We start from the raw sequence: 15,053 nt of genomic DNA on the forward strand, positions 1-15,053 counted from the left end.
CCATGCGCACCCGTCACGTCTACCACGCCGTCGACTCGCACACCGAAGGCATGCCCACCCGGGTCATCACAGGCGGCGTCGGTGTCATTCCCGGCACCACCATGGCCGAACGGCGACTGCACTTCATCGAACACCTCGACCACATCCGGACCCTGCTGATGTACGAACCGCGCGGCCACGGCGCCATGAGCGGCGCGATCCTCCAGCCGCCCACCCGCCCCGACGCCGACTACGGAGTCCTCTACATCGAGGTGTCGGGCCTGCTTCCCATGTGCGGCCACGGCACCATCGGCGTCGCCACCGTCCTGGTCGAGACCGGCATGGTGCCCGTCACCGAACCGCTCACCACGGTCCGGCTCGACACCCCCGCCGGGCTGGTGAGTGTCGACGTGCGGGTCGAGGGCGGAGAGGCGAAGTCCGTCACGCTCACCAATGTGCCGTCCTTCTGCGTCGCGCTGGAGAGCAAGGTCGAGGTTCCCGGGCACGGCACGGTCACCTACGACCTCGCCTACGGCGGCAACTTCTACGCCTTCGTCCCCCTGGCCGCCCTCGGCCTGCCCTTCGACCGCGCCCGCAAGGACGACATCCTCGCCGCCGGGCTCGCTGTCATGGACGCCATCAACAAGGCCGACCGGCCCGTACACCCGGAGAATCCCGGCATCGACGGCGTCAAGCACGTCTACCTCGCCGCCCCGGGTTCGGACGCCATGCGCTCCCGGCATGCGATGGCCATCCACCCGGGCTGGTTCGACCGTTCACCGTGTGGCACGGGCACCAGCGCCAGGATGGCCCAGCTGCACTCCCGGGGCGAACTCCCCATCGGCCGGGACTTCGTCAACGAGTCCTTCATCGGTACACAGTTCACGGGCCGGCTCGTTGAACGCACCACGGTCGGACCTTTGCCCGCGGTCGTCCCGACCGTCACCGGCCGCGCCTGGATCACCGGCACCGCCCAGTACTTCCTCGATCCGTCCGACCCGTTCCCCGGAGGCTTCCTCCTTTGACCACGCCCGCCGACACCCTTGACCGCACCACCGGTCACCCCACCGCCGGCGAACCCTTACGTATCGTCAGCGACGGTCCGTCACCTGTCCCCGGCACCGAACACCGCACGGGTGAGCACACGTTCGTCCTCGGCTCGCACGGCACCCCGGCGACGGGCTTCACCCTGTGAACCCCCCGGCCGGCAAGGACCTGCCGTACCTCGACGAGGATGCCGTCCGGACACTGCTGACCCCGGCAGATGCCGCCGCCGCCGTGGCGCAGGCTCTCCTGGACGGACTCGACCCGGAGACGTGCCCGCCGCGCAGCCGGGTGACCGTGCCGACCGGGCAGCTCCTCCTGATGCCCGCGGCAACCGGGGCATACGCCGGAGTGAAGATCGCGGGCGTCGTTCCGGCCAATCCCGGACGGGGCCTGCCCCGGATCACCGGCGGCTTCCTGCTGCTCGACGGCACGACACTGCTCCCGCTCGCGCTGCTGGACGGCGCGGCGCTGACCGCGCTGCGCACCCCCGCCGTCTCCGCCGTGGCCCTGAGTCATCTGGCCGTTCCCGATGGCGGGCATCTGGTGATGTTCGGGGCGGGCCCGCAGGCGTACGGACACCTCGAAGCGGTACGGGCCCAGCGGCCGTTGACCCGCGTGACGGTGGTCGCGCGCCGCCGCGAGCGGGCCGAAGCACTGGTCGCGTACGCGGGTGCGCGCGGACTGAACGCCCGTACGGGCACCGCGCGGGCTGTGGCCGACGCCGACCTCGTCGTCTGCTGTACCACCGCACGCGAGCCCCTGTTCGATGGGCGGCTGGTGCAGACACACGCCACCGTGATCGCGGTGGGCTCCCACGAGCCCGACGCACGGGAGACCGACACCGCACTGGTGAGTCGCTCCGCGGTGTACGTCGAGTCACGGGCGGCGGCACTGGGCGAGGCGGGCGACCTGCTGGTGCCGCAGGCGCAGGGCGCCATCGGCCCGGGGCATGTGGCGGGCACCCTCGCCGATCTCGTGACCGGACGGGCCGCCGCGGACCGCACGCGTCCCCGGCTGTTCAAGAGTGTCGGGATGGCCTGGGAGGATCTCGCGGTTGCGGCCGCCCTGTGCACCGCGGCCGAAGGCGGTGGCCCGCCCCGGCGTTGAAACGTGACATTGTACGCTGGCACTCCGCGTCATCCCGGAGGACATGCCATGGGCGATCTGAAGCAGCGCAACCTGATCACGGCCCAGGAACGGCTGCGCGACCAGGTCGCCCACGCACTGCGCGCCGCCCTCGTCGCCGGCGAACTGCGCCCCGGCAGCGTCTACTCCGCCCCCGGCCTTGCCGCCGACTTCGGCATCTCGGCCACGCCCGTCCGCGAGGCGATGCTGGACCTTGCACGGGAGGGCCTGGTCGAGCCCGTGCGCAACAAGGGCTTCAGGATCACCGAGGTCAGCGAGCGCGATCTCGACCAGTACACCGAACTGCGTGCCCTGATCGAGGTGCCGACGGTCGGCAGGGTCACGCGGACCGCCGGCGCGGAGCAGCTGGAGGAACTGCGGCCGATCGCCGAGGAGATCGTGGCCCAGGCCCGTGAGCACAACCTCATCGGCTATCTGGACGCGGACCGCCGATTCCACCTCGGTCTGCTCGCCCTGGCGGGCAACGACCGGCTGGTCGAGACGGTGGGGGAGCTGCGCAAGCGGTCCCGGCTCTACGGCCTCACCCGGCTGGACGAACGGGGCCAGCTGATCTCCTCCGCCGAGGAACACCTGGAGCTGCTGGACCTGATGATGACGGGCGACCAGGCTGCCGCTGAAGCCTGCATGGCGCGCCACCTGGGCCATGTCCGTTCGCTGTGGGCCCAGGCACGTGACGAACCGGTGGAACCGCGCCCCAAGCGAACCCTCGGCGCCGACGTCATCGGCCGACAGGCCCGCTGACCGACAACAATCCCTGAGGGGAACCTGGTTGGGCCCGCCGTCCGGCCGGTCCCGACTGCCGGTTCACATCTACCGGCTCCCGGTCCGCGGACCTATGCGTACGGCGGGATCGACACACCAGTCGAGGACGGACGGCCAGGGGCCGTAGCCCGCGTCCAGGTCCAGATGGGCGCCACCGGGTACGACGTCGGTGTCGAGACCGAGCGGCAGACCGTACTGCTGGGCCGCGCCGCCCGGGCAGTACGGATCGTCGTCCCCGGCCACGAGCCTGGTGCCGCCCGCAGGGGTGCGCACCTGTGCACCGGTGACCGCGGGCCTGCCGAAGCCGACGACTTCCTCGTACTGTGTGATCACCTCGGCGGACGGTGGCGCGACCAGCAGGACCCGGTCGGCCCGGACGCCTCCGCGCGCAACCGCGTGCAGCCACAGCAGAACCGAGAGACTGTGGCAGACGACCACCCGCTCGCGCCCGGGGGCTTCCTGCTCCGCGTCGAGGAGTGCATGGAGCCGGCCGAGCCACACCTCCAGGTCCGGTTGGTCGGGTTCCGGAAGCTGCGGGTACGTCACACGGTTGCCACGGGCTGTCAGTTCGTCCGCCAGCCAACGCTGCCAGTGGCCCGTTGGGCGACGGTTCTGCCAACCGTGAAGGATCAGGAAGGAACGTGAGGTCGAGGCCGGAGTCATGGTGTGATTGTCAGTCTCGCTCACCCGGTAGGTCCAGTTAATCTTTCTGGATGGAACAGATAAGCGCTGCCTTCAGTATTGACCTGCGCCGCCTCAGTGCCCTGCGCGAGCTCGACCGCCGGGGCAGCCTGGCCAGGACCGCTCAGGCCATGCGCCTCACGCCGTCCGCGGTCTCGCAGCAGCTGACCGCGCTCTCCCGCGAGCTGGGCGTACCGTTGGTCGAGCGGAAGGGAAGAGGGGTCCGGCTCACCGGGCAGGCGCGCATCGTGCTGCAGCACGCGGACGTGATCGCGGCCCAGCTGGAGCGCGTACGCGCCGATCTGGCAGCCTGGGGTCAGGGACATCGCGGTGCGGTGACCATCGGCGCGTTCTCCAGCGCGATTTCCGGCCTGCTGCCCGCCGCCCTGGCAGCCTTGGCCGAGACACGTCCCGACATCGAGGTCGCCGTGGTGGAGTCCCAGCCGCCGGACCTGTTCACTCGGCTCGACGCGGGGGAGATCGACGTGGCGGTCGCCGTGGATTTCGCCGAGGCGCCTGCCTCCACCGATCGCCGCTACACACGGACCGACCTCTTGACCGACATCCTCGATGTCGCGTTGCCGGCCACGCACCGCCTCGCCCGTCTGGACCGGGTTCCGCTGCGGAAGCTGGCCGCTGATCCCTGGATCGTCGGAGACGCGCACAGCTGCTGCGGTGCGGTGACGCGATCCGTCTGCGCGGCAGGCGGCTTCACGCCGGAGATCCGCCATGCGGTGAACGACTGGCAGTCGCTCGCCGCGCTTGTCGAGGCAGGGGCGGGCGTGGCTCTCGTGCCCCGTCTGGTGCAGCCGCTGCACCGCCCCGGCCTGGTACTGCGCGCTCCGGAGGGGGAACCGCCCACCCGCCATGTCTTCGCAGCAGTCCGGGCGGGCGCAGAGGGCGACCCCGTGCTCACCGCCGTCCTGGAGCGTGTGGGCACGGCGGCGGCCCAGACCTTGGAGCGGTGACAACTCGGGCCCCCGACCGGGCGCATGAGCAGGGGGCCGGCCGTCTCTCAGCCGAGCGTCGGCTCCCGCGTCATCGGGGGAGCGGCGGGCGTCTCGGCAACGGGCCCGAAGAGCACCGCCCGGGCCACCTTCGGTGCGAACAGCGTGGTGAGCGGCGATGTCAGGGTCAGGACGGAGCGAAAGGCAGGGCCCACCACGGGGTCGCCGGGATAGCGCTGCTGGACGCGACTCAAGTACCAGCCGGCGGGCCGGTCCACGGCCCGGATGGTGGCCGCGTTGCCCACCGCGCCCGGCATGTTCTTGTCCGCGCCCGCCGAGATGTCCCAAGCCTGGCGCGACGCTTCGAACAGCGCCCGCTGCACCCGGCGCGTCGTCGGCGTACGTCGCGGGTCGGTCAGCGTGTCGCGCAGCGCCACCGCGCTCATCGCCGCGACCGCCATGCCCTGGCCGTAGATCGGGTTGAACGTGCACAGCGCGTCGCCCGTCGCGAGGAAGCCGGCCGGGCGACGGCCCGGGCGGTCGTACCGGCGACGGAGGTTCGACGTCCGGCGGAAGCCGTAGGGCGGTGTGTCCGGTTCGGCCTCGCGCAGCCAGTCATGGATGAAGGGATGCGGGAAGCGGGCCGCGAAGGCGGTGAACCCGCTTTCGTCCGTGGGCGGTTCGTCGCCCCGCAGTCCCGAGAGAATGACCAGATAACGGCCGTCCTCCAGCGGCAGTACCCCGCCCCCGTACACCTGTGAGGGATTGGGGAACACGTAGTAACCGAGGGACTCGGAACCGAGGTTGTCGCTCTTGTTGTGGTAGATGCGGGAGGCATACGCGAGGCCCGTGTCGATGGTCTCTTCCTCCGGAGGCTCGGCGCCGATCGCCGACAGCCACTGCGACGCGCGCGAGCCGCGTCCGGACGCGTCCACCACCAGGTCGGCTTCGAGCGGGCGCGGTTCCTGGTCGGCGGCCCCAGTACCCTCGCCGCGCTCACGCACGAGCACACCCCGCACCCGTGAGGCGTCACCGAGCAGCCCGACGGCCTCCGTCGACGTGACCGTCGTGATCACCGGGTTGGCCAGCACCCGCTCGCGCACGAGGTGCTCGACCTGGCCGCGGGAGCCGGTGTAGATGTACGACGTCGCCTCCGTGCGCCGGAACCAGCGGCCGCTCTGCCACTGCACCATGTCCGACGGCATGCCGAGCCGGGGTGCACCCGACGCCCTCAACTCCGCCATGAAGCCCGGCAGCAGAGCATCCAGAGCGAGCTGTCCACCCTCGAGCAGCACATGGGCATGCCGGCCGTGCGGCACTCCGGGACGTGACTCAGGACCCCCGGGGCGGTCGCGTTCGACGACGGTCACCTTGTCGGCGTGCCCGGCGAGGACGTGTGCCGCCAGCAGCCCCGCGAGGCTGCCCCCGATGACGACCGCGTGGCGCCCGTCGGCTCTGCGCTGCCAACTGCCCTGCTCCGATGGGTTGTTCGCCATATGTCTGCCTCTCATGGTCAGCGAGTCGCTCCAGGACTGACCAGTATCCCGGTGAGGGCGCGCAGACCACGGATGCCGAGCCGTGGCGGGTCGGATCCCTGATCGCGGGGGACTGCCTTCACGACGCGGCGTCGATCACACCTCGGTTTGCCGGAGCTCGGCGAGCAGTTCGCTCTGACCGACGATGAGTTCGGTGAGGATGCGGCGGGCCGCCCGCAGCAACTCGGCGACATCGCCGCCTGCCAGGGCGTAACTGACGGTGGAGCCATCGCGAATCGAAACCACGATCCCGGAGCGGCGCAGCACGGCGAGCTGTTGGGACAGGTTCGACGGCTCGATCTCGATCTCCGCAAGCAGGTCTCGCACAGGTACGGGGCCGTTCTGCAGCAGCTCCAGAACGCGAATACGGACTGGGTGTCCGAGCATGCGGAAGAACTCCGCCTTGGCCTGGTACAGCGGTACCTGCATGTGAAAGCTCCTGCTGGGTCGACGGCCGGCCGTGTGTCGGGGCCTCGGCTGCTGCCGCTCGTGACCGGCGGTGCAGCGCAGGGTCGATCCTCCCGCCTCCGGATGCCACACTCCCAGGGGGTTCTACGCATCGAGATGTAGGTACTTGAAGAAATCTTCAAGTAGTGGGCAGACGAAGGCGGGAGAATGGCTCGGGCCTAGACTTCCAGCTCTGCTTCGATGCGCTTGAGCTGGTGGCGGGCCATGGCCAGATTCGCGTTGGTCTTGTCGAGTACGAGGTAGAGGAAGAGACCGTTGCCGCCGCGACTCTTGAGCAGGCGGATCAGGTGGTACTGGCCCCCGAGTGTGATCAGTACGTCCTCGATGTCGTCTTTCAGTCCGAGGTGTTCCATGGTGCGGGTCTTCGCGCGGATCACGTCCGTGTTGCCGGCCGCGGCAACGGACAGGTCGAGGTCCTTTCCACCCCCGAGAGTGCCCAGCGCCATCCCGCTGGTGTAGTCCACGAGGGCGGCCCCGAGACTGCCCTCGATCGATGTCATGGCTTCCTTGAGAGAGGTCTCCACACTCGCCACGTCAGCGCTCACTCCTCGTCGCTCTGCACGGTGGTCGGCGGCTCATCATGAGGCCGCCGACGCATTGAGACGACGACGCTACTCACCGTGCGCAAGTTCGGGGTGGATATGCCGATAGTGGGACGAGAGTTGGCGATTACTCGTAGGATGCGGCCCCGCGATCAATGAGGGAAGCACGCATCCTGAACGTCCTCAGCTGTGAGACCGCCGTCCGCCGAGTAGTTGCGAGACGCGTTGTGGCGAGAGGCCGAGGGCGTGCGTGATGTCCCGCCCGATCATGCCCCGCTCCTTGGGGCAGGAGGCGGTGCGCCTCGCCTCTTCGGTGGCGGTGGGTGTGACGAGACCTCTGCCCGGAGAGCCGCAGTCGGCGACCGTCACGGGGGTGCCGTCCCGGCGAGCTCCTCGGCCGCACGACCGGAACCGTGCACGAGGGTTCCTTTCCGGCCAGCGTGGCGCGTACCGTCAGCTTCCCGGTACCCACCCGCCGGGAGAGCGGTGCACCTCCCCCCTTGCGCACCGCTGCGAGACCCCGCCCGCTCCCGCTCGGCGGGGCCTCGCCACGCCCCGACGCCGCCGCTGCACGCCCGCTGTGGCCTGGGCAAGTCCACCAGGGTGCGCCGGATCGACCACCGCATGGACCGGATGTGTCCCCAGGTCGGTTCCCGGAGCACGTCAACGGTGCATGCTGACGTCCTTGCTCGTACGCGCCCTCGTGGGTTCTCCGCGGCGTACCGAACCGGGTGCTCGGGCGGCCGGACGGTCGGCGCGGGCGGAGGAACTCAATTGCCAGGGGACGCTGATCACCATGACACCGGGGGTGAACAGCAGGCGGCTCTTGAGCCATAGAGCGGAATGGTTGTGCAGCCCGGCTTCCCACCAGTGGCCTACGACGTACTCGGGGATGAAGACCGCGACGACGTCCCTGGGGCTGTCGCGCCTGATCGAGCGGACGTAATCCATGACCGATCCGGTGATCTCGCGGTAGGGGGAGTCGAGAACCTTGAGCGGCACCGGGATTGCGTAGTGCTCCCACTGCCGTTGGAGCTCGTTGGATGCGTCGCGGTCGACCGCGACGTTGAGCGCTTCGAGCTGGTCCGGTCGCAGGGCGCGGGCATAGGCGAGGGCGCGCAGGGTGGGCTTGTGGATGGTGGAGACCAGCACGATGGCCAGTACGCGGGACGGCGGCACCATCTCGCTGCGCGGGTCGGTGACCGCCAGCTCCGCTGAAACGGTGTCGTAGTGACGGCGGATGCTGCGCATCATCCCGAAGAGCACGATCGCGGCGAGCACCGCCAGCCAGGCGCCCTGGGTGAACTTGGTCGCCAGCACGATGACGAGGACCAGGCAGGTGATGACCGCGCCGGTTGCGTTGATCACCCGTGCCCCATGGTGGCGACGCCGTACCGCGGGGTCGGTCTCTGTGCGCAGCTCGCGGTTCCAGTGCCTGACCATGCCGGTCTGGGAGAGCGTGAAAGAGGTGAACACGCCCAGGATGTAGAGGTGGATGAGGCTCGTGACGTTGGCCTTGTACGCCCACAGCAGCAGTCCGGCGACGATCGCCAACGCGAGGATGCCGTTGGAGAAGGCGAGCCGGTCGCCGCGGTTGTGCAGCTGGCGCGGCAGGTAGCGGCGCTGGGCGAGGATCGAGGCGAGCAGGGGGAAGCCGTTGAAGGCGGTGTTGGCGGCGAGGATCAGCACCAGGGCGGTGGCGGCCTGGATGAAGTAGAAGCCGACGCTGTTCTCGCCGCCGAAGACGGAGGCGGCCAGCTGCGCGATGACGGTGCGCTGGATGTAGGAGGAGCAGTCGCCCGGCAGACCGGTCAGCCGGCAGGGGTCGTCGGTGATGTGCACCTTGGCCACGAGCGCGAGGGTGGTGACGCCGACGAACATCGTGATGGCGATGAGGCCCATCGCGGCCAGGGTGGCCGCCGCGTTCCGTGACTTGGGCTTACGGAAGGCCGGGACACCGTTGGAGATGGCCTCGACACCGGTCAGTGCGGTACAGCCGCTGGAGAAGGCGCGCAGGACCAGCATCACCAGGGCCAGGCCCTGCAGATGGGTGTCCCCGGGATCGGGCTCGATGCCGTACGCGGCACTCTCGGCCACCGGGGCGTCACCGAGCAGATAACGGAGCAGGCCCGTGCCGACCATGATCAGCACGCCGCTGATGAACAGATACGTCGGCGCGGCGAAGGCCTGGCCGGACTCGCGCACGCCACGCAGGTTGATCGCGGTCAGCAGGGCCACGAAGACGAGGGCCATCTCCACCCGGTAGTCGGCCAGGGCCGGGAGCGCCGAGACGATGTTGTCCACGCCGGAGGCGACCGAGACCGCCACGGTCATCACGTAGTCGACCATCAGCGAGGCGGCGACCACCAGACCGGCGGACGGCCCCAGGTTCGTCGAGGCGACCTCGTACGACCCGCCGCCGCTCGGGTAGGCGTGCACCACTTGGCGGTACGAGAGGACCACCACGACCATCAGCGCCACGACCGCGCCCGCGATCCACGGCGTGAAGTGCAGATACGCCAGCCCGCCGAGGGTGAGTACCAGCAAAATCTCCTGGGTGGCATACGCCACCGAGGACAGAGGGTCGGAAGCGAAGATCGGCAGCGCGAGCCGCTTGGGCAGCAGCGTCTCGCCCAACTCCTCGCTGCGCTTGGCGCGGCCGATGACCAGCCGTTTGAGCATTCCGGTCACGTTGAGCACGGCGCGAGCGTATGCCGCCTCACCCGGTCGGCAGCACTATTGCTCGGCCCGTGGGACGTGAAGAACTCGTTAGGGTTCCGCCAGGCTGCGCGCATTGGCGCAACGGTTGTTACGGCCGACTGACGATGCGTCGGTTTCTCGGACGCCGGAGGGGGACCAGGAATCCGCGTGCTTCGCGAGCCGGCCGACGAGCTCGTGGACGAAGGAGGCGATGTGGGGCGGGCGGGGACCGGGGCGGGTGGCGCAGTACCACCTTCTCGTCATCGGTTGGGCGCCGATGCGGACCAGAGCGAGATCGTGGGAGGCGGTGTACGGGGCGGCGGCCCAGTTGGGGAGAACGGTGGCGCCCTGGCCTCCGGCCACCATCTCGATCACCAGATCGGTGATGACGGGCATGGTGGTGATCCGGGCGGGGCGGGCGTCGCGCGGGATGGGCAACGGCATCGAGGGGATCCGGGTCTGGTCGTAGACGTCGTAGAGGACGAGATGGGCGTCGGTGAAGTCCTTGGCGGTGAGGTGAGCGCGTGTTGCCCAGGGGTGCTGGGCCGGCACCACGGCCACCATTTCGTCGTCGAACACGTGGGTCAGGCTGACCCGGTCCATCTCCCGGTCGGGCTTGGTGACCAGGGCGACGTCCACCTGGTCGGCGAGCAGTGCGGGGATCGGCGCGTCGTCGGGGACGGACTCGATGCGCACCTCCGCGCCCGGGTGCTGGTCGCGAAACGCGCGGATGACCGGGGGCAGCCATTGGAAGGTGGTGCTGCACTGTGCGGTGAATCGCACCCGCCGGTCGCGCCCCTCCCGCATGTCCTTGAGATCGCGGGTGGCCGACTGAAGCTCGGCCAGGACCTGATGGGCCGCCACGAGCATCCGCCTGCCGGCAGCGTTGGGCACCAGTCGGCGGCCTTGCCGGTCGAAGAGCCTCATGCCCAGCCGGTCTTCCATTCTTGTCAGACGCTGGCTCAGAGCGGGCTGGCTGACGTAGAGGCGCTCGGCGGCGGCGGTGAGCGAACCGGCCTCCGCCATGGCCTCCAGCAGTTCAAGGTCCCGCAGATCCACATCCATAAGCACTGATTATTTCATACTCCAAACTCTGTAGTGGAGTTATGTGATGGCCGCTTCTACGGTTCAGGTGTCGACCCGACGAGGGTCGAACAACCCGATCACGACGAACATGGAGTATCCGTATGTCCGAAACCACGACAGCGATCGTCACTGGCTCGTCCAGCGGCATCGGTCTGGACATCGCCCGGGCCTTCCTGGACCAGGGTGCCAACGTCGTCCTCAACGGCCGGGACGGCGACCGGCTTGCCAAGGCGGCTGCCGGACTCGGACACCCCCACCGGATCGCGCAGGTGCCAGGGAGCATCGGCGCGGCGGAGACCGGCGAGGCACTGGTGCGTGCGGCGGTCGAGCGTTTCGGGGGCGTCGATGTCCTCGTCAACAACGCCGGCACGTTCGCCTCGAAGCCGTTCACCGATGTCACCGAGGAGGAGCTGGACGGATACCTGAACGGCAACCTCAAGGGCACCTACCTCACCACCCAGGCCGTGGTGCGCCGACTGCGCGAGCAGGGCCGCGGTGGCAGCATCGTCAATATCGGGACCGTCCTCGTGGACCACGCACTGGCGGGCTTTCCCGCTTCCGCGCCGGTGATGAGCAAGGGTGGTGTGCACACACTGACCACCAGCCTCGCGGCCGAACTCGCGGCCGAGGACATCCGGGTCAACCTGGTGGCGCCCGGAATCATCAGGACTCCGCTCCACACGGGAGCCGATGTGGACTCCTTCGGCGGTATCGCGCTGCTGAACCGGGTCGGGGAGGTCTCCGAGATCGCCGAGGCGGTGCTGTACCTCGCGGGAGCGGCGTTCATCACCGGCCACGCCCTGCGTGTGGACGGCGGCCATGTGACCGGCAGGCGCTGAGTGGCCCGCGGTACGGCTCCGCCGGCGGAGAAGCCGGGCCGTCGGCCGGACAACCCGGTCGACCCAGCCCCGTGGATCGCGGTGACGGATGCCCTGCTCGCCTACTTCGACGGCCTCCACCACGGTGACATCGACACGTTGGCCCAGGTGTTCCATCCGGGTGCCGTGTACGCCACCGCCACAGAGGGTCATCTGCTGCGGCTGACCCTGGACGAGTACCTCCCCGTGGTCAGCCGAAGGGAACCGCCCGTGGCCAGGCGCGAACCGAGACGGGACAGGATCGTGTCGATCGAGTTCGCAGGCCCCGTGACAGCGATGGCCCGGGTGGAGTGCGCCATCGGGCCGCGGCACTTCACCGACTTCCTGACCCTGGTCCTGGTGGACGGTAGGTGGCAGATCATCGCCAAAGTCTTCCACTTCGAGACCGCCGGGGTCCCGGCGGCGCCGCCCATGACCACCGCGGCCCCAAGAACAGAGGACTGACCATGCCTTACGTCAATGTGAAGATCACGCGCGAGGGCGCCACACCCGCCCAGAAGGCGCAGATCATCGCGGGAATCACCGACCTTCTGGTCAAAGTGCTCGACAAGAGCCCCGCCACCACGTTCGTGGTTCTCGATGAGGTCGAGCTGGAGGACTGGGGTATCGGTGGCCTCCCCGCGGGGGAGTACCGGCGTCAACAGCTCGGCGAATGAATCGAATCGTGGACAGGGCCGGTGTCCCACCGGTCCGACGCCGCATGCCCGGGCCTCGAAGTGAGGTCCGGGCATGCGGCGTTCACGCCACGCCGCCCGATGGGGGTCTGCGGGAGGGGCGGCGGGCACCACCAGGACCGGGTGGAGCCCGGCGCGGGAAGCCGCCTACTGTCCGTACTCCCGGTCGTGGACCGGTGCGTCCGGCAGCTCGCGTTCCAGCGATTCCCGGTAGCGGACACAGCCGCGCAGGAAGCGCGGCCACGGGGGCACGGCCACATCCGGTTCGACGCGTTCCGGCAGCAGCCCCCACAGCTGCGGGTGGTGCCAGCACAGCTCGTGCCCCGAACTGTCCCGGTGCACACGGATACCGGTGCGCAACCGCCTTACCTCGAGCACCAGTTCGTCACGGCTCATCCCGCCCAGATCATCGTCCAGGTCCATGACCGCACCCTAGACACCCCCGCAGTGCCCTGGGATGAGCCGCACCGCACCCGTCGGGACCGATCACCCCGTCAGCGCCTCTGTCGGCTGTCCGTTCCCCTCGGCATGCAGGAGCTGTCCCGCCGAGGAGAGGGCCGGTGTCGGCCATCGTGGCAGCGCAGCCCCAAGTCGCTGACGCGTAGGGTCGTTTGGTCGCGTGGCGACCATCGCCGTCGCGACCGTTCTCTCCCGGTGGCAGCTCGTCCCGGCCTCCTGGCACACGCCCAAGGAAGTGGCCTCGGCGGTGGCGCACGCGGACCCGCATCCCCATGCGGTCACGCCGCGTCCTGCCTGACCGCAGTCTGCGGCGTTCGGACCCCATCGTGGCTTCGGGCGCCGCTTCCTGGCGTCCGACGGCTGGGCGCCCTCGTCGCCGTACCGGCGTTCCCCCGGATGGCATGCCCCCGGGAATCCGTGTCGGGGAAGTATAGAAAACTTGACATCGTGTCGTGGCTGCTTGACACTCCAGCGTGTCAGGTTTTCTTTACATGGGGAGTGGGAGAGTGGCAGTCGAAGAGAAACGTGCCTGGATCATGCTGCTGGTCGCAATCGCGTCCTACGCGACGTACCTGGCCGTCGTCCTCGGGCGGCCCGCAGACGTGCCCCTGGCTCAGGCGCCCTATGTGTCGGCGCTGCTGTGGACGGTCGGTGCGGCGATCGTCGGGTCGATCGTGCTCCACATCGCGGTGGCGGCCTTCTCGCCCAAGGAGGCGAACACCAAGGACCAGCGAGACCGGGAGATCCACCGCTTCGGCGAGTACGTCGGACAGTCGTTCGTCGTGATCGGCGGTGTGGCCGGGCTTGTCCTGGCCATGGCCGACATCGACCAGTTCTGGATCGCCAACGCGATCTACCTGGCGTTCGTCCTGTCCTCGATCCTCGGATCGGCGGCGAAGCTCGTCGCCTACCGGCTGGGATTCCACCCGTGGTGAGGCCCACCAGGGTCACCAACGCGATCCGAGCCCTGCGCTTCGCCCACGGCGAGATGACCCAGGCCGAGCTCGCCCGTCGCATCGGCGTGACCCGCCAGACCGTCATCGCCATCGAACAGGGCCGCTACTCGCCCTCCTTGGAGATGGCCTTCCAGATCGCCCGTGTTTTCGCTGTCCCGCTCGACGAAGTGTTCCAGTACCCCCAAGCCGAGGGAGACACGTCATGAAGGCCATCGTCCAGGACGTCTACGGACCGCCCGCGGTCCTGCGCCTCGAGGAGATCGGACAGCCGGTACCCGGCAGCGGCGAGGTGCTCGTACGGGTTCATGCGGCCGCCGTCGACCAGGGTGTCTGGCACCTCATGACGGGCCGGCCGTACCTGCTCCGTGCCATGGGCTTCGGCCTGCGGGCGCCCAAGGTCCGCGTGCGGGGAATGGATGTCGCAGGACGCGTGGAGGCCGTCGGCCCGGACGTCACGCGCTTTCGGCCGGGTGACGAGGTGTACGGCACGTGCGACGGGTCGTTCGCCGAATACGCCTGTGCCGCACAGGACAGGCTCGCGCACAAACCGGAGAGACTCGGCTTCGAACAGGCGGCCGCCGTTCCGGCTTCCGCGTGCACCGCCCTCCAGGCCCTGCGCGACGCGGGAGGACTTCAGGCCGGGCAAACCGTCCTCGTCATCGGCGCGGCGGGAGGTGTGGGCACCTTCGCCGTGCAACTGGCCAAGGCCTTCGGAGCGCACGTCACCGGCGTGTGCAGCACCGATGGAGCGGACCTGGTCCGCTCCATCGGCGCCGACGAGGTCATCGACTACACGCGCGAGGACCCCACCGACGGCACCCGCCGCTACGACCTCGTCATCGACACCGCCGGCAACCGTTCCCTCTCCCGGCTCCGCCGCGCCCTCACCCCCCGTGGAACCCTCGTCATCGTCGGCGGCGAGGGCGGCGGCAAGTGGCTCGGCGGCACGGACCGGCAGTTGCGGGCGCTGCTTCTGTCACCGTTTGTCGGCCATCGGCTCCGCGGGCTCGCCTCCAGGCAGCCCCACAGTGACCTCCGGCTCCTGGCGGAGCTCATCGAGGCCGGCTCGGTGACACCCGTCATCGAGCGGACCTACCCGCTGGCCGACGTCCCCGCCGCCGTCCACTACCTCGCAGAGGGGCACGCGCGCGGCAAGACCGTCATCCGCGTGTAAGGGCTCGGCCTCGTCCTCC

19 protein-coding genes are annotated in these 15,053 nt (G+C 69.4%); 12 read left to right on the plus strand and 7 right to left on the minus strand.

Translation table 11 applies throughout. From position 1 onward, the window contains the following. Nucleotides 1–2: 2 nt before the first annotated feature. The 4 genes from ACFYWI_RS33310 to ACFYWI_RS33325 are packed head-to-tail and all read left to right on the plus strand — an operon-like array spanning nucleotide 3 to nucleotide 2,913. Nucleotides 3–1,004: a proline racemase family protein gene (locus ACFYWI_RS33310; protein ID WP_389239502.1), complete on the plus strand. Its 1,002-nt coding sequence runs from the start codon at nucleotides 3–5 to the stop codon at nucleotides 1,002–1,004. Then, nucleotides 1,001–1,174, plus strand: a complete 174-nt coding sequence (locus tag ACFYWI_RS33315; protein WP_389239503.1) for a hypothetical protein — start codon at nucleotides 1,001–1,003, stop codon at nucleotides 1,172–1,174. The genes ACFYWI_RS33310 and ACFYWI_RS33315 overlap by 4 nt, the downstream gene beginning before the upstream one ends. Then, nucleotides 1,171–2,133: an ornithine cyclodeaminase family protein gene (locus ACFYWI_RS33320; protein ID WP_389239504.1), complete on the plus strand. Its 963-nt coding sequence runs from the start codon at nucleotides 1,171–1,173 to the stop codon at nucleotides 2,131–2,133. Before ACFYWI_RS33315 ends, ACFYWI_RS33320 begins: the two co-directional genes overlap by 4 nt. A 48-nt stretch (nucleotides 2,134–2,181) precedes the next feature. Next, on the plus strand, nucleotides 2,182–2,913 hold the full coding sequence (locus ACFYWI_RS33325) for a GntR family transcriptional regulator (protein WP_389239505.1): 732 nt from the start codon (nucleotides 2,182–2,184) through the stop codon (nucleotides 2,911–2,913). Between the two features lie 69 nt (nucleotides 2,914–2,982). Here the strand turns inward: ACFYWI_RS33325 and ACFYWI_RS33330 are convergent, their stop codons facing one another. Further along, nucleotides 2,983–3,597, minus strand: coding sequence for an RBBP9/YdeN family alpha/beta hydrolase (locus tag ACFYWI_RS33330; protein WP_389239506.1), 615 nt, complete (start codon nucleotides 3,595–3,597; stop codon nucleotides 2,983–2,985). Between the two features lie 50 nt (nucleotides 3,598–3,647). Between ACFYWI_RS33330 and ACFYWI_RS33335 the strand changes: the two genes are divergently transcribed. After that, nucleotides 3,648–4,583, plus strand: a complete 936-nt coding sequence (locus ACFYWI_RS33335; protein WP_389239507.1) for a LysR family transcriptional regulator — start codon at nucleotides 3,648–3,650, stop codon at nucleotides 4,581–4,583. 47 nt (nucleotides 4,584–4,630) lie between these two features. On the opposite strand, the gene ACFYWI_RS33340 is transcribed toward ACFYWI_RS33335, so the two are convergent. The 5 genes from ACFYWI_RS33340 to ACFYWI_RS33360 all read right to left on the minus strand — a co-directional run bounded on the left by ACFYWI_RS33340 (nucleotide 4,631) and on the right by ACFYWI_RS33360 (nucleotide 10,872). Next, nucleotides 4,631–6,058 carry an FAD-dependent oxidoreductase gene (locus ACFYWI_RS33340; protein ID WP_389239508.1) on the minus strand — a complete coding sequence of 476 codons (1,428 nt, stop codon included), beginning with the start codon at nucleotides 6,056–6,058 and terminating at the stop codon, nucleotides 4,631–4,633. 135 nt (nucleotides 6,059–6,193) lie between these two features. Next, nucleotides 6,194–6,526: an ArsR/SmtB family transcription factor gene (locus tag ACFYWI_RS33345; protein ID WP_389239509.1), complete on the minus strand. Its 333-nt coding sequence runs from the start codon at nucleotides 6,524–6,526 to the stop codon at nucleotides 6,194–6,196. Nucleotides 6,527–6,723: 197 nt separating this feature from the next. Next, nucleotides 6,724–7,098 (minus strand): hypothetical protein, encoded by a 375-nt coding sequence (locus ACFYWI_RS33350; RefSeq protein WP_389239510.1) that lies wholly within the window; start codon nucleotides 7,096–7,098, stop codon nucleotides 6,724–6,726. A gap of 672 nt (nucleotides 7,099–7,770) precedes the next feature. Continuing rightward, a complete protein-coding gene (locus ACFYWI_RS33355) occupies nucleotides 7,771–9,789 on the minus strand; it encodes an APC family permease (RefSeq protein WP_389239573.1) in 2,019 nt (672 codons plus the stop codon). An 87-nt stretch (nucleotides 9,790–9,876) separates the two neighbouring features. Then, nucleotides 9,877–10,872 carry a LysR family transcriptional regulator gene (locus tag ACFYWI_RS33360; protein ID WP_389239511.1) on the minus strand — a complete coding sequence of 332 codons (996 nt, stop codon included), beginning with the start codon at nucleotides 10,870–10,872 and terminating at the stop codon, nucleotides 9,877–9,879. A 122-nt stretch (nucleotides 10,873–10,994) separates the two neighbouring features. On the opposite strand from ACFYWI_RS33360, the gene ACFYWI_RS33365 reads away from it, so the two are divergent. The 3 genes from ACFYWI_RS33365 to ACFYWI_RS33375 are packed head-to-tail and all read left to right on the plus strand — an operon-like array spanning nucleotide 10,995 to nucleotide 12,427. Next, on the plus strand, nucleotides 10,995–11,732 hold the full coding sequence (locus ACFYWI_RS33365) for an SDR family NAD(P)-dependent oxidoreductase (RefSeq protein ID WP_389239512.1): 738 nt from the start codon (nucleotides 10,995–10,997) through the stop codon (nucleotides 11,730–11,732). Further along, the gene (locus tag ACFYWI_RS33370; protein ID WP_389239513.1) at nucleotides 11,733–12,215 is read left to right on the plus strand and encodes a nuclear transport factor 2 family protein; all 483 of its coding nucleotides are present in this window, start codon (nucleotides 11,733–11,735) and stop codon (nucleotides 12,213–12,215) included. 2 nt (nucleotides 12,216–12,217) lie between these two features. Then, the gene (locus ACFYWI_RS33375; protein ID WP_389239514.1) at nucleotides 12,218–12,427 is read left to right on the plus strand and encodes a 4-oxalocrotonate tautomerase family protein; all 210 of its coding nucleotides are present in this window, start codon (nucleotides 12,218–12,220) and stop codon (nucleotides 12,425–12,427) included. Nucleotides 12,428–12,592: 165 nt separating this feature from the next. Here ACFYWI_RS33375 and ACFYWI_RS33380 read toward each other — a convergent pair whose 3' ends face one another. Further along, nucleotides 12,593–12,868, minus strand: a complete 276-nt coding sequence (locus ACFYWI_RS33380; RefSeq protein ID WP_389239515.1) for a hypothetical protein — start codon at nucleotides 12,866–12,868, stop codon at nucleotides 12,593–12,595. Between the two features lie 196 nt (nucleotides 12,869–13,064). Between ACFYWI_RS33380 and ACFYWI_RS33385 the strand changes: the two genes are divergently transcribed. From ACFYWI_RS33385 to ACFYWI_RS33400, 4 genes are all read left to right on the plus strand, one after another. Then, nucleotides 13,065–13,202: a hypothetical protein gene (locus ACFYWI_RS33385; RefSeq protein WP_389239516.1), complete on the plus strand. Its 138-nt coding sequence runs from the start codon at nucleotides 13,065–13,067 to the stop codon at nucleotides 13,200–13,202. Between the two features lie 208 nt (nucleotides 13,203–13,410). After that, nucleotides 13,411–13,839, plus strand: coding sequence for a hypothetical protein (locus tag ACFYWI_RS33390; protein WP_389239517.1), 429 nt, complete (start codon nucleotides 13,411–13,413; stop codon nucleotides 13,837–13,839). Beyond that, on the plus strand, nucleotides 13,833–14,066 hold the full coding sequence (locus ACFYWI_RS33395; protein ID WP_389239518.1) for a helix-turn-helix transcriptional regulator: 234 nt from the start codon (nucleotides 13,833–13,835) through the stop codon (nucleotides 14,064–14,066). The genes ACFYWI_RS33390 and ACFYWI_RS33395 overlap by 7 nt, the downstream gene beginning before the upstream one ends. Further along, entirely contained in the window at nucleotides 14,063–15,034 is a 972-nt protein-coding gene (locus ACFYWI_RS33400) for an NAD(P)-dependent alcohol dehydrogenase (protein WP_389239519.1), read from the plus strand. The genes ACFYWI_RS33395 and ACFYWI_RS33400 overlap by 4 nt, the downstream gene beginning before the upstream one ends. Nucleotides 15,035–15,053: the final 19 nt, after the last annotated feature.

This window comes from Streptomyces sp. NPDC002889 (assembly GCF_042888425.1).
Classification (GTDB): domain Bacteria; phylum Actinomycetota; class Actinomycetes; order Streptomycetales; family Streptomycetaceae; genus Streptomyces.

Bases quoted from the DNA above. Each gene is read 5' to 3' on its own strand.
- ACFYWI_RS33310 (WP_389239502.1), top strand. From the start codon at position 3: ATGCGCACCCGTCACGTCTACCACGCCGTCGACTCGCACACCGAAGGC.
- ACFYWI_RS33325 (WP_389239505.1), top strand. From the start codon at position 2,182: ATGGGCGATCTGAAGCAGCGCAACCTGATCACGGCCCAGGAACGGCTG.
- ACFYWI_RS33330 (WP_389239506.1), bottom strand. From the start codon at position 3,597: ATGACTCCGGCCTCGACCTCACGTTCCTTCCTGATCCTTCACGGTTGG.
- ACFYWI_RS33335 (WP_389239507.1), top strand. From the start codon at position 3,648: ATGGAACAGATAAGCGCTGCCTTCAGTATTGACCTGCGCCGCCTCAGT.
- ACFYWI_RS33340 (WP_389239508.1), bottom strand. From the start codon at position 6,058: ATGGCGAACAACCCATCGGAGCAGGGCAGTTGGCAGCGCAGAGCCGAC.
- ACFYWI_RS33345 (WP_389239509.1), bottom strand. From the start codon at position 6,526: ATGCAGGTACCGCTGTACCAGGCCAAGGCGGAGTTCTTCCGCATGCTC.
- ACFYWI_RS33355 (WP_389239573.1), bottom strand. From the start codon at position 9,789: ATGCTCAAACGGCTGGTCATCGGCCGCGCCAAGCGCAGCGAGGAGTTG.
- ACFYWI_RS33360 (WP_389239511.1), bottom strand. From the start codon at position 10,872: ATGGATGTGGATCTGCGGGACCTTGAACTGCTGGAGGCCATGGCGGAG.
- ACFYWI_RS33365 (WP_389239512.1), top strand. From the start codon at position 10,995: ATGTCCGAAACCACGACAGCGATCGTCACTGGCTCGTCCAGCGGCATC.
- ACFYWI_RS33375 (WP_389239514.1), top strand. From the start codon at position 12,218: ATGCCTTACGTCAATGTGAAGATCACGCGCGAGGGCGCCACACCCGCC.
- ACFYWI_RS33380 (WP_389239515.1), bottom strand. From the start codon at position 12,868: ATGGACCTGGACGATGATCTGGGCGGGATGAGCCGTGACGAACTGGTG.
- ACFYWI_RS33400 (WP_389239519.1), top strand. From the start codon at position 14,063: ATGAAGGCCATCGTCCAGGACGTCTACGGACCGCCCGCGGTCCTGCGC.